Consider the following 14067-nt stretch of genomic DNA (forward strand, 5'->3'; position numbering starts at 1 on the left):
AACCGCCTCGCGATCCCGGTTCGCCAATGATGCGACGGCGGAGTGTAGACGCAGGGCGCTCTGCTCCGTGCATCGCAGGTGCCGACCGACGCCTGACCGCTATTTCGGCGCTGCGATCCCGTTCAGGAAAAGAAGCACCTTGGTGAAAGGAAAGCGGAACGGAAGAGCGAGGTCGAAGCGATGGCCGTCCGGCAGCACGGCGCCAATGGGCCCAGGGGAGTCGAGACACGTGAGATCGCCATCCGCGTACGCTAAGCCGCAGCCAGCATTCCCGAGGGTGCCACCCGCCGGGATTGCGACGCGGTCCCGATCGATCGCATCAAGCTCCGGACCAGGCGCGCGGTTGTAGGCGTTGAAACGCATCAGGTGCCAGAAGTGCCGATCGGGCCGTCCTTCAACCGCAAAGCACTTGGCGAAAATGGACTGACCATCGCGCGTCCACACGTCTTGTCCGGCACAGGACGGGTCGTCGTAGTCCGCCTGCCGGCATGCGCGAGGGCCGTTCGCTCCGCACCCGATGAATTCGACCAGATTGTTGTAGCTCGTGATCGGCGGCCCCGGGCTCCCGCGGAAGAGGGGACTTCTGGTTCTCACGCTGTTGTTGAAGAAGAAGAGGCGGTCCAGGACGGGTCCGTCCGGCAGATCGTCATACGTCCCCATCTTGATGACGGTACCCAGCATGTGCGTCGAGCAGCTCGCATCGTCACCTTCGGCCATGTCGGCACTCCAGCGCCCCCGTGCCCCCAGGATGGGCCGGAACTGCCTGCTGCCCACCCAACCATCGTTCGTGCATTTTGATCCAGGCGCATCATCAAGGGCGAAGACGTTTCCAAAGACAAAGACATCGTGGCCTGCAACCCCGTCCGTCGAGATCGGGGCGTAATTGTTTATGATGGTGTTGTGCTTGACGATCCAATACGTAGCTTGGCTCTCCGGCTCGACGGCATTGTCCCTGATGTTCTCGAACCTGTTGCCGGTGATCTCGAAACCGGCATTCGCGATTTCCCGGCAGTTCGGGTTCTCGAGGCACACCTCACTGAGCCTGACGCGAACGCCATTATAGGCGTCGGTCACCCGGTTGTCGGCGATTCGCACATTGCCCAGGATGTCCTTGGCGACGAAGAGTGCTCCGTTCAGCGGGCTCCAGAAGTAGTGGTGAACCACGGCCCAGGGTATGTCGGACCAGGCGCTGACCGGACAGGACCAATCATTGCGGATGTCGCAGGCGCGTTTGGACGGACGATAGCTCGCCGGACTCTGCCGCCATACGTTCCCAGTGATCTCGAAAGTGTGTGCGGTCTCCGGGTGGCCTTTCCTTGCGATGGCAGCAAAGGCGTAGGACCCTCCATCAATCAGCGATCCATGTAAGCCGATATTCGATGAGGCATAGGCAGCGACGGCCGCGAGCCAGCATTCGCGGAACCCGAGGTCCCGGAGGTCGACGAAGGCGGCCTCCCAGAGGAGAACGCAGTCCAGCCGAAGGCGGATGTCAGGCATCGTTACTCCGGCCTCCGGCTCCAGCTCCCGAGACAGGTATTCGAGGAGGTCCTGCCGCTTCCCTGTCGGCCCGTCCGGCTTCGGACCATCCGGCGGTGGGCCGGAGCACAGGTCGACATCGTGCGGCTTGCAGAGAATCTCTCGGAGCGAGCGCTGCCCGACGATTGTTGTGAGCGCGCGGGGAGTGCCTCCTGACCTATCGACCTGACCTCGAATGGTAAGTCTGTTGGCTTCGGTGCCGCGCCACCGGATAGCCAAGCCTGTTTTTCCAAGATTGAGCGAGTATTGCGTCTCTTCGAGGCCGGAGCGGCGAAGGAGACGGATCTCGAGCGGCCGAGAACCTGCCGCTGCCCTTGCCGCGGCGACGGCGTCCTGTAGGGGAACACTGTCCGTAATAATCTCGCCCGCCCAGAGATATCCGGAGGTGGACTGATCTCCGTCAGGACGCGCGTAGAGGATCTCGGACCCAGCGGGGCCTAACATGAATACCAGCCAGAGCAGAACGGAGCTGAGAAGCCACATTGAGTGTCCCTCCGCGATTTCTCCTATTCCCACACCGACATCATGAACACGAGCACGGACCCCTAGGCGGTTGGGAGCGTCTGCCGTCCGCACCCGTGAGACGGCTTGAGGGCCTTCACGAGTGAAGATGGCGGCGACACTGTATCCGCCAGAGGCGAAGATGAAATACATCCGGACCAGCGCGGAAGCCGGCAGGGACGGTGATCAAGGACATCCGCCGCGCCACGCGCCGGCAGTTCTCGGCCGAGCAGAAGGTCCGCCTCGTGCTGGAGGGCCTGCGCGGTACACGGGGGGGTACTCCGGATTTGAGGCCGGGGTCGGAGCATCCTCAAGGGCAGCGTGACAGGGCCCGAGACCGGCGGCGTTGAGATGGATCAAGGTGCCCCCAGGCCGGCCCGGCAGGATGCTTCACTCGTCCAAGAGTATGGCACTTATTGATTCGGCAGCGCCTATCCCGACGAAGCGTGGGCCCTTCAAGAAGCGGGACGGAGGGCAACAAGAATGGTGTTTTTGCTAAAAATCGCTCTCTCAGTAGCTTCGTTTGCCGCGTCCGGAATGATGATAGATTTTTTCGCGCCGGGAGTGATGAAAGAACTTAGCTCAAACACCGTGTTTTTTTTATCTGTTCCCCTGCTTATCGCAATATGGCGCAGGAGCGGCCTTCTGTTAACGAAGTTGGCGTCCGGTCTCGCGGGTATAATTATCGGGTTGATCTTCGTGGTGGCCCGGCGTGACATTCCGATAGCGCTTTATCGATCTGGCGTATCAAGATCGATCGTAGTGGCTTCGGACGCGGCTTTGCAGCTTGGAGGCTACCTCGTTCCTGGTTTCGTCGCGTTGTTAGCTTTATCGGTCGCGCGCCGTCACGAGCCGCGCAAAAGTTTAAACTGAGACGCTGTTCAGCAAGCATTGCCTCCCTACCCCGCCTCGACGAGCACCGAGGCGGTGACACCATCGCCAATCGCCTCTCCCAAGCAACGGGCCTGGATCATGGTGCAACCGGTTGCCACGCTGCCGCCTCGCGCTACGGCCGACCTCGCCCGCATCCGGCAGGACGTTGAAGCCGCACGGGTCGCCGATCTGGCGCAGCAGTTTACGTTGCTGGTGCGCGCCTGCGGTCTTGGCAACGACCGGTCAGCGGATGCCGCCGGCGAACTCGACAGATGGTTGCTGGAAACGCGCAACTGCGGCGTCGCTGCGCTAGAGCATTTTCCGACGAAGTGGATGCCGGTTCGTCGCAGAACATGCGGCAAGATCAAAGATCGAGAGCTGCACTCGGTTGCAACGTGATCGGGTGCCGCTCTAGAGACCTTCGCGGCTGGTTTGGCGCAGGATGGGGCGGCCGTTCGAGCGGCGCTGACGACGTCATGGAGCAACGCCCAGGCGGAAGGGCAGATCAGTCGGCTGAAGATGCTCAAGCGCACCATGTACGGTTGCGCCAGCTTCGCACTCCTCCGTCGCCGCACCCTCATCGCTGCTTGATCCACGCAAAGCGCGGAAGAACCACCGAAACGGTGGAGGATCAACTTCCGCTTCCTGCGTTGAAGCGGATGTTTGATGCGGCAGAGGCGAGGGTCCGCAAGGGGTCACTCGGAGCCCGTCATGGTTCAGACCACTCAAGCCTTTTCCATGGTGAAGCCGACCTTCAGCGTGACCTGGTAGTGCTGCACCTTACCGCCTTCGATCTGGCCACGGGTCTCCAGCACTTCAAACCATCGCAAGTTGCGCACCGTCTGGCTTGCGCGCTCGATGGCCTGCTGGATCGCGTCTTCAATCGATACCTTGGACGACCCCACGAGCTCGATGACCTTGTAGATGTGCTCAGACATCACGGCCTCCTCATCGCCATCGTTCAAAGATTGTGGAGGCGAAAGGGTTAGGATCAAGGGGTCAGTAGGGCTGGAGCACGACAAGGCCCAACTTGGCCATACGAGCGCATCAAATCAGCCGTCCTGCCATTGAACCTCGCGCTTTCATTGAATTGTGAGCAGTGAAGCTGAAGCCCAGGCAGGAAGGCTCCCGAGTGGGCGGTTTAGCCAACAACGTAGATGCGCCATTTGCCGACATCCAGCGGGTGCGGCTTGAACCGCCGCTTCCGACCCGGCCGGACGCGCAACCATCCTGGACCGCGGCTCCCCGCGACGGGCCGCCAAGCCCTGCCGCGAGACCCCGCCGACCGGCGACGGCAACGCCCGGGGCGCGGCGAGGCCCCGGGGGGCGGCCGCTCAGGCCGCCCGGACGGTCGCGAGGAAGCCGGCGACCTCGGTCCGGAGATGCTCGGACTGGCGCGACAGCTCGGAGGCCGAGGCGAGAACCTGGGCGGCGGCGGCGCCCGTCTCCTCGGAGGCCTGGGCCACGCCCGCGATGGTGCGCGTCACCTCGGCCGTGCCGGTCGAGGCCTGGGCCACGTTGCGCACGATCTCCTGCGTGGCCGCACCCTGCTGCTCGACCGCCGCCGCGATGCTCGCCGAGACCGCGTTGACCTCCCGGATCCGGCCGGTGATCGACCCGATGGCGCCGACCGCCTGCCCGGTCACGCCCTGCACCTCGCCGATCTGACGCGCAATCTCCTCCGTCGCCTTGGCGGTCTGCTCGGCCAGCGCCTTCACCTCGGCGGCGACCACCGCGAAGCCGCGGCCCGCCGCGCCGGCCCGCGCCGCCTCGATCGTCGCGTTGAGCGCCAGCAGGTTGGTCTGGCCGGCGATGCCCGAGATCAGGCCCACCATGTCGCCGATCCTGCCCGAGGTGGATTGCAGCGCCTGGACGAGCGCGGTGGTCTTGTCCGCCTCCGCCACCGCGTGCTGCGCCAGGGTGGCCGAGCCGCTGACCCGGCGGCCGATCTCCTGCACGGAGGCGCCGAGCTCCTCGGCCGCGCTCGCCACCGTGCCGACGTTGGAGGCGGCCTCCTCCGCCGCGGCCGCCACCGTGCTGGACTGGCTCGCCGTCTCCGTCGCGGTGGCCGTCATCTGCTGAGCGGTCGCCTGCAGCTCGGTCGCCGAGGACGAGACCAGGCCCACGATGCCGCCCACCGCCCGCTCGAAGCGGTCGGCCAGCTCGATCATCGTGCGCCGGCGTTCGGCCGCCGCAGCCGCGTCGGCGCGCCGCTTGACCTCGGCCTCCTCGGCGGCCTTGCGGGCGACCATGGCCCTGATGCCCTCGACCGCCCTGCCGACCGCGCCGATCTCGTCGCCGCGGCCGGCCTCCGGGATCGCCGCGTTCACCTCACCCGCCGCGATCCGCTGCAGCACCGCGACGAGGCGGCCCAGCGGACGCGTGATGCCGAACACCGCCATCAGCATCGCCGCCACGATGCCGACCACCACGCCGAGCGCGCTGAACGCCATCAGGCTGCGGCGCGTGGCGTTGGTCTGCGCGGTGAGGTCGTTCGAGCCCCTCTCCATGTAATCGGCGATGTCCTGCCTCAGCTTGACGGCATCCCGCACCACGCCGGAGAAGGTCGGGTCGATGGCGCTGTGCACCATGCCCAGGGCATCCGCGTCCCGATTATGCGCGCCGAGGCGGCGCACCTCCTCGACGGCCGTCACGAACGTCTCGACGCGGGCAGCCTGCGCCTGGACGCGCTCGGCGAAGCTCGGCGCCTCCTCACGCAGATCCGCGAGGGCCTTCCGCAGCCGGGGCAGCACGGCGTCGAAGCCCCGGTCGGCGGCCTTGATCTGCGGCTCCTCGGTCTCCGCGATGAGGCGATAGACCCAGTAATTGAGTTCGAACAACTGTTGGTTGATAAGTCGCGCCGTCGCCGCCGCGCGCGCCTCGCGCACGATGAACAGGCTGTAGGCGTCATCGATCCGGGTCATGCGCGATTGCGCGTACCAGACGCAGCCACCGACGATCAGGCCGATGAGCGCGATGACGCTGGAGAGCTTGGGCAGGATCTTGATGTCGGATAGATGCGGCATAGGAAATCAATCCAAATCGTGTTTCCCACGCGCCTCTTATCCCGTGAGAATGCTTAACAAATACGTCAGGTTTTGTCTGAAGATACAGTCGCGATGCGCGCGACGCCGACCATGGCGGCGCTCGGGACGAGGCCGGCGCGGCCGATCCAGCCAAAGCTGCGCGCGATCAGCCCGCGCCGCGGCCGCGCCGCGACACCCCGTCCGGCCGCCCTCGGGCCCTGCGACCGCGACGGGGCGGCCGTGCCGACCCGCTCGCCCGGGCCGGCGGAACGGTGCGGGTCGAGCGGCCGCGCGGGGGGCGCGCCGCCGCGCCCCTCATTCCGGCAGCCGCGGGAGGGGCGTCCCATCCGGCGGCAGGCCGTAGCGGGCGGCGTTCAGCTCCATGGCCAGGAAGGTGTAGTAGCCGCTGATCGCCGCGAGATCGACCACGCCCGCCTTGCCGAAGCGGCTCTCCGCCCGCGCGAAGGTCGCGTCCGACACCCGCTTGTTCTGCTGGAGCTCGGTGGTGAAGTCGTAGACGATCGCCTCGTCGGCGCTCAGGCCCTCCGGGCGGCGCCCGTCGCGGATCGCCTCGATGATCTCCGGCGCGATGCCGACCTTCCGGGCGATCGGGGCGTGGACGTACCACTCGTAGTCCTGCGACCAGTGCCGCGCGTTGATCAGGATCACCAGTTCGGACAGCGTGGTCCCGATCTTCGGCTTGTAGCGCAGGTAGTCGCCCATCTGGCGCGTGAGCGTCATCACCTCGGGCGAGTGCATGAGCGGCTCGAAGGGACCGAAGACCTTGACCTTGCGGGCCGCCTCGAACTCCTCGGCGGCCTTCCTCTGCTCGGGCGTGTACTGGTCGGGCGGGATGGTCGGCAGGCGGTCCGCCGCGAAGGCCAGGGCCGGGGCGAGGGCGAGAGCGAGGGCGGGGAGACGGCGGATCATCGGCGAGGCTCCGGAACGGACGCGGCGAGGCCCGGCCCGGATGCGATGCCCCGCGGCGGGCCCCCGATCAGGGTGCGCCGCACGGGAACGCGTCGGGCCGTCCGGGCGACACTGCCCCGCCCGGCGCCGCGCCGATAGGGGGCGCCGCGCGACACCGCGCCGGCCCGCCGCGCGGGCCGGCGGCGCGGATCCCGCCCCTCCGCCCGGCCCTATCCGGGCCTGGGCGCGCGCGACCGCGCCCAGGCCTCCGCGACGGCCTGCGCGAGGGCCAGGGAGGTCGGGGCGCCGTCCGCCTCGCCCTTCTCGAAGTCGCCCGCCTGGCCCATCCGGTTGGTCACGTGCGCGAAGCAGAGCACGGCGCGGCGGCGCGCCGCGGCGAAGGCGTAGAGCGCGGCCGCCTCCATCTCGACCGCCAGGAGGCCCGCCGCCCGGGCCGCCGCGATGGCCTCGGCGGTCTCGCGGTAGGGCGCGTCGGTCGTCCAGGTGGCGCCGCGCTCGATCGGCTCGCCCACCTCCGCCAGCCCCGCCCCGACCGACGCCACCAGGGCCGGGTCGGCCTGCGCGAAGTCGCCGGCCGGCAGGTAGTGGTAGCTCGTGCCCTCGTCGCGCAGCGCGCGCTCGATCAGGATGAAGTACGGCGGCGGCCGCAGCGCCGTGATCTGACCCGACGAGGTGATGCTGATGAGCAGGCGGCAGCCGGAGGCGAACATCTGCTCGGCCACCAGCACGGCGTAGGGCGCGCCCACCGCGCAGCCGACGATGCCGAACGCGCGACCGCCCTGCTCGAAGCGGTCCATCTCCGAGTGGTAGCAGGCCCAGCCCTCGACGGGCCGGGCCCTGCCGGCGGCGCGCAGGTGGCGGACGACGTCGCCGTCCGGGTCCAGGATGCAGACCTCCGGCACGGGCGCGTCGGGGATGCGCCGCTGCCGGCGCGCCTCGCGCAGCAGGCTCTGCGGCGTGAACGCGGACGCCGCCTCCGGGTGCTTGTCGCGGAGGATCGGCGGCAGGGGGCGAGGGGGCGGAGCACTCATGCGGCCACTCTCGGCGCGCGGCCCGGCCGCGGCAACAGGGCCGGCGACGATGGAGGGCGCGCCCCGTCCCCGGCCCGCCGACACCCCCGAGACGCGTCGGCTCCGGTCGGGCGGACCGCCCCCCGGGGCGGGGCGGTCACCGCCCGATCCTCACCGGATCGCGGATCATGCGTGACAGGACCCGCCTCGCCCCGCGCGTGGCAGGTTTCTCGACGAGACGATAGGCGAGGAGCCCGCCTGCCAGGCTCGACAGGCATAAGAGGACGGGAAATGTCTTATGGAGAATCGAAGACTCGTCATCCAGCGCGTGGAAGGCGCTTTGGATGGATCTTACGATGTAGATACCGAAATCCTGGAAGAGATATATGGAATAGGACGCGTTCCCGATCTGAAAGAGAGGGCGAAGGAAGACGACAGCTCTGGACCGCTCGAGCATGAGCGCGCCGGCCAGCACGATGGTGGACCCGGCACCCCATCGCAAGCGGTGATCGAAGGCCGAGAAGAGCAGGAGACCGGCGGCCGCCAGGAGAACGGCGAGGACCTGCGCGGCGGGAGGCCGCGATCGCGCATCCATCCCCAGGAACCGTCCGAGTGCGGCGCCCGAGAGGAATTCGAGCAGAATGGGGTTCGTGTAAAACTGAGATACGCCAGCATTCGTACTCCACGTTAATCCAGTCACCACCAGCGACACAAGCACGACCGCCAGGATCTCGAAACGGAATGTTCTGCTGATTGCGAGAATGAGCGCGAAGATCGTATAGAAAAACATCTCGTAATTGAGGATCCAGCCCAGGTACAGGGTCGGATAAACTCTGCCGCTCTCGCTCGGGTTTGCAATAAATAGCAGTGACAATACGAAATGTGAAAGGCTTGCATCAGGGTTATAGACGAACGTGTCGTCGTAGACTGTGAGGAGAAACCAAGCGGAAGTCGCGACCCAGTATGTCGGGACGATCCTGGCCAGGCGGTCCGCCGCGAAGCGCGACGGTGTGACGGTTTCCTTTTCCGTGAGGTACATCATCAAAAAGCCGCTTATCACGAAAAACAGATCCACGCCGTATTGACCATAATGGGCTACGCCGTAAAGTCGTCCTTGAAAATTGTGATAGACGATCACCGCGAGCGCAGCACAAGCGCGCAGATATTGTATGGAGACAAGTTTCTTATTGTCAGAGATTTTCACGGGATATGGCGAATGGTGTGTCATGTCGGCGGGCCGGATTTTCATGCCGGGTGACTTTCTCATGGCTTGCAGCTGCGCGCGCGAGGATGATCTGTGCAAGAATGTTACCAGATCCCGCCTGGTCGTCCCAAACTCCGGGCAGGCGGCGGATCCCTGCTCCGCAGAGGGGATGGCTTGATCGAGACTGACTGTCCGGCGGCGGCGCGGGCCGGGTCCCGACGCGATGGCGGCGCCTCAACCATCCGCTTCGGCCGGCGCACGGGCGGGGTGAGGGGGCGTCGCGCGAGAGGCGACGCGCGGCCTAACCCACATGGCGCGGTTGTCGAAGCTGAGCCCGCTATTTACTGGCGCCCGCCGAGCACGCAGCGAAATGGGGCCGCAGGCCCGGGCGTGCAATCCAGGATGGTAGGATTCACGCCCATGGTCATCGCCCTCGTGGGGTCCGCCATCCTCGGCGGGACGATCACGCTCGCCTCGCTCGCGCCCGTCCTGGGATTGAAGGCCCTCCTGGTGGCGCCGTTCGGCGGCAGCCTCGCGGCCGGGCTGGTGGTCGCGGTCTCCTGCGCGAGAGCGGCGAAGCGCGTCGCCGCGCCGACCACCCTGAGCGAGGTCTGATCCGGGAACCGGTTGATCACAGCGGAGCCCGGATCCCGAGCCCGCGCGGCGCCTGAGCGCGGCGCCTGAGCGAAGCCCACATCCGCATGGGCGAAACGGGAGATGGCGAAGCCATCGACCGGATGGCGTATGACGCCTCCCGGCCGCCCTCGCCCGTTCGTCCCGCGGCGGGATCGGGGCCGCGCCTTGCGCGCCGCGGCGGCCCCGCGCGTCCACGGGCCGCGCCCTTTCGGCTTGCCTCAAGCCGCGCCGCGTGGCCCAGGGAGCGCTCACCGCGGTGAGCCGGGATGCCCCGTCCGGGGCCGCTCGCGCCGCCCATCGCAGCCCGCCGCGGGCGAGAGCCCCCGCCCCGACGCGATGTCAGCCGATCCCCCTCCCCTGTTCGTGCCCCGCCCGCACCAGCGCGAGGGGCGCGACGCGATCCTGGCCCACCGCGCCGCGGGCCGCCCGGGCTTCCTCCTCGGCGACATGACCGGCCTCGGCAAGACGCTGACCGCGTGGTCCGCCCTGGCCGCCATGCCCGAGCGCGAGATCCTGATCGTCTGCCCCAAGGGCGGCCTGCCGCAATGGCGCCGCACCATCGCGGGCAGCGGCCTGCCCGCCAAGAGCGTGACGCTGATCAACTACGAGCGCACCAAGTCGCTGTTCCTGCCGCCGCCGGACAGCACCCGGCGCTCGACCCGCGCCCGCAACAACGAACTCGCCCGCGAGGGGCGCCCCAAGCGGGCCTGGCCGCTGGTGGTGTTCGACGAGGCCCACCGGCTGCGCAACCCCTACGCCCAGCAGAGCATGGCCTGCCGCCAGCTCGCCGACCAGGCGGCGTTCGCGATCTACATGAGCGCCACGGCCGGGCAGGCGCCGCACGAGCTGTTCTATCTCGGGCGCCTGCTCGGGCGGGCGGCGGGCCGGGAGGTGGCGTCCCTGGCCGATTTCCGCGCCCTGATGCGCGCGCTCGGGATCGGGCGCGCCAGGGGGCGCTGGACGAACTGGAGCTGGACGCCGAACCCGCGCGACCGCGCCGTGATGGCCGACCTGCTCTACCGGGGCCGCGACGCGATCGGCCTGCGCCGCCGCCCGGCGGACATCGCGGGCTGGCCGGAGGCGCAGCGCGAACTCGCCCCGACTGCGCTCGGCCCGGAGGAGCGCCGCCTCTACGACGCGTCCTGGCGCGAGTTCCGGCGCGCGTTCGGGCTCCTCGGCGGCGCGACGCGGCGCCCGGCGGGCTGGGCGGCGGACCTGCGCTTCCGCCAGAAGGCGAGCCTGCTGCGGGTCGCGGGCACCGCCGCCTTCGCGGGCGACCTGCTGGAGGCCGGCGAGCAGGTCGCCCTCTCGGTCGCCTTCCTGGAGACGTCGGCCCTGCTCGCCGAGACCCTGCGCGGGCAGCGCTGGCGGGTCGGCGAGATCAACGGGGAGCGCCCGGCCGAGGCGAACGAGGCGACCCGGCTCGACTTCCAGCGCGGCCTGCTCGACGCTCTCGTGTTCACGGTCACGGAATCGATCTCGCTGCACCGGCACGAACTGCCCGGCGGCGAGCGCCCGCGCGCGCTCGTGGTGCACGACATGCGCCACAGCGCGATCCAGCTGCAGCAGATCGAGGGACGCTGCCACCGCGACGGCCAGCACGCGGTGATCTACTACGCCTACGCCGAGGACACGGTCGAGGAGCGGATCGCCGCGACGGCGGTCGCCCGCATGGCGGCGATGGACGGGATGGCCGGCGACGACACCGCCATGGCGGACGCGCTCGCGGCGGTCCTGGCGGAGGCGGCCGCGCGCGCGGAGCGCTGACCCCGGCCGGCTCCCCCGACGGCCGCGGCCGCCTCAGGGCCGCGGCGCCTCCGCCCCGAACAGGATGTCGTGCGTCATCGGGTCGTAGAACCGCATCAAGGACCGCACGAAGTGCCGGACGTCGACCTCCAGCGCCTCGGCCCAGGCCCGGTAGCGGTCCGGGGGGATGCGGCCCCGGCCGGTCTCCAGCTGGGAGATGAAGGTGTAGTACTCGGCACCGACCAGCGCCGCGAGCTGCCGCTGCGAGAGGCCGCGCGCCTCCCTCAGCTCCTTGAGGTAGCGGCCGCCTTCCCGGCGCAGTTCCTGGACCTCCTCGGAGTCCAGACGCTGATGGTGAGCATACACGGTGGATGCCTTCCTGCGGGCCTCACCTGCGAGCGCCCCGCCTGTACAGTGACATTCATATACCCCTGTCCGGCCGGCGGTGTCCAGGGCGATCCCGCCCGGGCGCCTTGACGGTCCTTGCGGCGGTCCGTCCGGCGGTCCTCCGGGCGGCGCCGCGCCGGCCCCGAGGGGTACCCGCGTCCCGCGCACTTGGAATAAATACAACTTGCCCTATCATCGCGTGATCGGGGCGCGACGCACGCCGTCGGTCAGCGACCTGGGGGGGCGCCACGAGACCTGGACACGAGACCTGGACAAGAGACCCGGACGCGAGACCTGCACGCGAGACCCGGACCCGAAACAAACCCCCCGGCCGATCGTTGGCTCCCGAGTCCCGGGTCGGCTGCCGCGGACCGGGTCGGACCGACCGCGGCCGCTCCGCTGATGCCCATCGTTCCGCGCCTCGGCGCCTCCTTGGCGGGATTTCGGTATGACGAGTGACCGGGCGACGTCCGTCCTGCAGAGCGGCCTGCGCTCCCTGCGTCCGGTCCTGGCGACCGCGTTCGTCTTCAGTTTCTTCATCAACATCCTGCTGTTCGTCACACCCCTGTACATGCTGCAGATCTACGACAGGGTGTTGTCGAGCCGCAGCGAGGCGACGCTGGTCGGCGTCAGCCTGATCGCCGCCTTCGCGCTCGCGGTCTATTCGTGCCTCGAGATGCTCCGCGCGCGCATCCTGGTGCGCGGCGGAGTGATCTTCGATCAGGCGATCGCGACCCCGATCTACGACGCGGTGCATCGCAGCATCCTGCGCAGGCCCGGGAGCGGGCAGGACGCGGCCCTGCGCGACCTCGACGTCCTGCGCGAATTCCTGACCGGCAGCGGCCTCCTGGCGTTCTGCGACGCGCCCTGGACCCCGATCTTCCTGCTCGCCTGCTTCGCCCTGCATCCCTGGTTCGGATGGATGGCCCTGGCGGGCGGCTCGGCGATCCTGGCCCTGACGCTCGTCAACGAGGTCGCCACCCGCCGGCTGCTCGACGCGGCGAACCGGGCCTCGCACGCGGCCGCGCAGCAGGCCCGCGCCAGCGCCCGCAACGCCGAGGTGCTGCACGCCATGGGCATGGTCGCGGCCGTGCGCGAACTCTGGCGCGCCCCCCACCAGGACGTGCTGATGCTGCAGGCCCGCGCCAGCGACCGGGCCGGCCTCATCGTCGCCGCGACGAAGTACGTCCGCATGCTGCTGCAGACGATGGTGCTCGGCCTCGGCGCCTACCTCGCCATCCGCCGGGAGATCTCGGCCGGGTCGATGATCGCCGCCTCGATCATCATCGGCCGCGCCCTGGCCCCGATCGAGGCGATCGTCGCCCACTGGAAGGGCGTCACCGCGGCCCGGGCGAGCTACCGCCGGCTGGCGGACCTGGTCTCGGCGGCCGGGGCGGAGCCGCGGCGGATGAGCCTGCCGCGGCCCCGCGGCGAGGTCGAGATCGAGAACGCCTCGGTGGCGGCGCCCGGCGGGGCGGCGCCGATCCTGCGCGGCGTCAGCGTGCGGATCGAGGCCGGGAGCGTCGTCGGGATCGTCGGACCCAGCGCCTCGGGGAAATCGACGCTCGCCCGCGCCCTGACCGGGGTGTGGCCGCTTCTCGGCGGCACGGTGCGGATCGACGGCGCCGAGATCGGGCACTGGGACCCGCAGGCCCTCGGCCGCTACCTCGGCTACCTGCCCCAGGACGTCGAGCTCCTCGACGGCACCGTGGCCGAGACCATCGCGCGCTTCGCCGTCGAGGACGAGGGGGCGATCGTCGAGGTGGCGCGCAGGGCCGGCTGCCACGCGCTGATCCAGGCGCTCCCGGACGGCTACAACACCCGGATCGGCCCGGGAGGGCACGGGCTGTCGGGCGGGCAGCGCCAGCGCATCGCCCTCGCCCGGGCCATGTACGGCGCGCCCAGCCTCGTCGTGCTCGACGAGCCGAATGCGAGCCTCGATCAGGCCGGCGAGGCGGCCCTGATCCAGGCCGTGGCGGACCTCAAGCGCCACGGCGCCACGGTGATCCTGATCACCCACAAGCTCGGCATCCTGGCCGGTGCCGATCAGGTGCTGGTGATGAACGAGGGCCGCGTCCAGGCCTTCGGCGCGGCGGAGCCGATCCTGGCGCAGCTCACGGGCGGGCGGCCGCTTCCCGCCTCCGCGCCGGCGGCGATCGGGGACGGCGTCGTCGACCGCCGATTGCAGGAGCGGCCCCGCGCCGCGACGGGCTGAGCG

At 69.0% G+C, this 14067-nt stretch carries 11 protein-coding genes and 2 pseudogenes; 6 read left to right on the top strand and 7 right to left on the bottom strand.

Translation table 11 applies throughout. The features are described 5' to 3' along the window. Nucleotides 1-99: 99 nt before the first annotated feature. Complete coding sequence (locus tag QA634_RS06415; protein WP_012331201.1) at nucleotides 100-2019, bottom strand: hypothetical protein; 1920 nt, start codon at nucleotides 2017-2019, stop codon at nucleotides 100-102. A gap of 501 nt (nucleotides 2020-2520) precedes the next feature. Here QA634_RS06415 and QA634_RS06420 point away from each other — a divergent pair. The 3 genes and pseudogenes from QA634_RS06420 to QA634_RS35765 all read left to right on the top strand — a co-directional run. After that, entirely contained in the window at nucleotides 2521-2910 is a 390-nt protein-coding gene (locus QA634_RS06420) for a hypothetical protein (RefSeq protein ID WP_150108589.1), read from the top strand. 30 nt (nucleotides 2911-2940) lie between these two features. After that, nucleotides 2941-3213: pseudogene (locus tag QA634_RS35760) on the top strand (ISL3 family transposase); the annotation flags it as partial. Between the two features lie 102 nt (nucleotides 3214-3315). Further along, nucleotides 3316-3501 (top strand): annotated as a pseudogene (locus QA634_RS35765) (ISL3 family transposase); the annotation flags it as partial. Between the two features lie 134 nt (nucleotides 3502-3635). Here QA634_RS35765 and QA634_RS06430 read toward each other — a convergent pair. From QA634_RS06430 to QA634_RS06450, 5 genes are all read right to left on the bottom strand, one after another. Beyond that, entirely contained in the window at nucleotides 3636-3848 is a 213-nt protein-coding gene (locus QA634_RS06430; protein WP_012331202.1) for a dodecin, read from the bottom strand. Between the two features lie 396 nt (nucleotides 3849-4244). Continuing rightward, entirely contained in the window at nucleotides 4245-5936 is a 1692-nt protein-coding gene (locus tag QA634_RS06435; RefSeq protein WP_012331203.1) for a methyl-accepting chemotaxis protein, read from the bottom strand. Nucleotides 5937-6251: 315 nt separating this feature from the next. After that, nucleotides 6252-6866 (bottom strand): carboxymuconolactone decarboxylase family protein, encoded by a 615-nt coding sequence (locus tag QA634_RS06440; RefSeq protein ID WP_012331205.1) that lies wholly within the window; start codon nucleotides 6864-6866, stop codon nucleotides 6252-6254. Nucleotides 6867-7075: 209 nt separating this feature from the next. Beyond that, nucleotides 7076-7897, bottom strand: a complete 822-nt coding sequence (locus QA634_RS06445; RefSeq protein WP_012331206.1) for a nucleoside phosphorylase — start codon at nucleotides 7895-7897, stop codon at nucleotides 7076-7078. 136 nt (nucleotides 7898-8033) lie between these two features. Continuing rightward, the gene (locus tag QA634_RS06450; protein ID WP_083784639.1) at nucleotides 8034-9143 is read right to left on the bottom strand and encodes an acyltransferase family protein; all 1110 of its coding nucleotides are present in this window, start codon (nucleotides 9141-9143) and stop codon (nucleotides 8034-8036) included. Between the two features lie 357 nt (nucleotides 9144-9500). Between QA634_RS06450 and QA634_RS06455 the strand changes: the two genes are divergently transcribed. Together QA634_RS06455 and QA634_RS06460 are read left to right on the top strand one after the other, a co-directional pair. After that, nucleotides 9501-9695, top strand: a complete 195-nt coding sequence (locus tag QA634_RS06455) for a hypothetical protein (protein ID WP_012331208.1) — start codon at nucleotides 9501-9503, stop codon at nucleotides 9693-9695. A 357-nt stretch (nucleotides 9696-10052) separates the two neighbouring features. Continuing rightward, nucleotides 10053-11483, top strand: a complete 1431-nt coding sequence (locus QA634_RS06460) for a DEAD/DEAH box helicase family protein (protein WP_012331209.1) — start codon at nucleotides 10053-10055, stop codon at nucleotides 11481-11483. A gap of 33 nt (nucleotides 11484-11516) precedes the next feature. Here QA634_RS06460 and QA634_RS06465 read toward each other — a convergent pair whose 3' ends face one another. Next, on the bottom strand, nucleotides 11517-11828 hold the full coding sequence (locus QA634_RS06465) for a helix-turn-helix domain-containing protein (protein WP_012331210.1): 312 nt from the start codon (nucleotides 11826-11828) through the stop codon (nucleotides 11517-11519). A gap of 469 nt (nucleotides 11829-12297) precedes the next feature. Here QA634_RS06465 and QA634_RS06470 point away from each other — a divergent pair, with 469 nt between their 5' ends. Continuing rightward, nucleotides 12298-14064 carry a type I secretion system permease/ATPase gene (locus QA634_RS06470; RefSeq protein WP_012331211.1) on the top strand — a complete coding sequence of 589 codons (1767 nt, stop codon included), beginning with the start codon at nucleotides 12298-12300 and terminating at the stop codon, nucleotides 14062-14064. Nucleotides 14065-14067: the final 3 nt, after the last annotated feature.

This window comes from Methylobacterium sp. CB376 (genome assembly GCF_029714205.1).
In the GTDB taxonomy this organism is placed as follows: domain Bacteria; phylum Pseudomonadota; class Alphaproteobacteria; order Rhizobiales; family Beijerinckiaceae; genus Methylobacterium.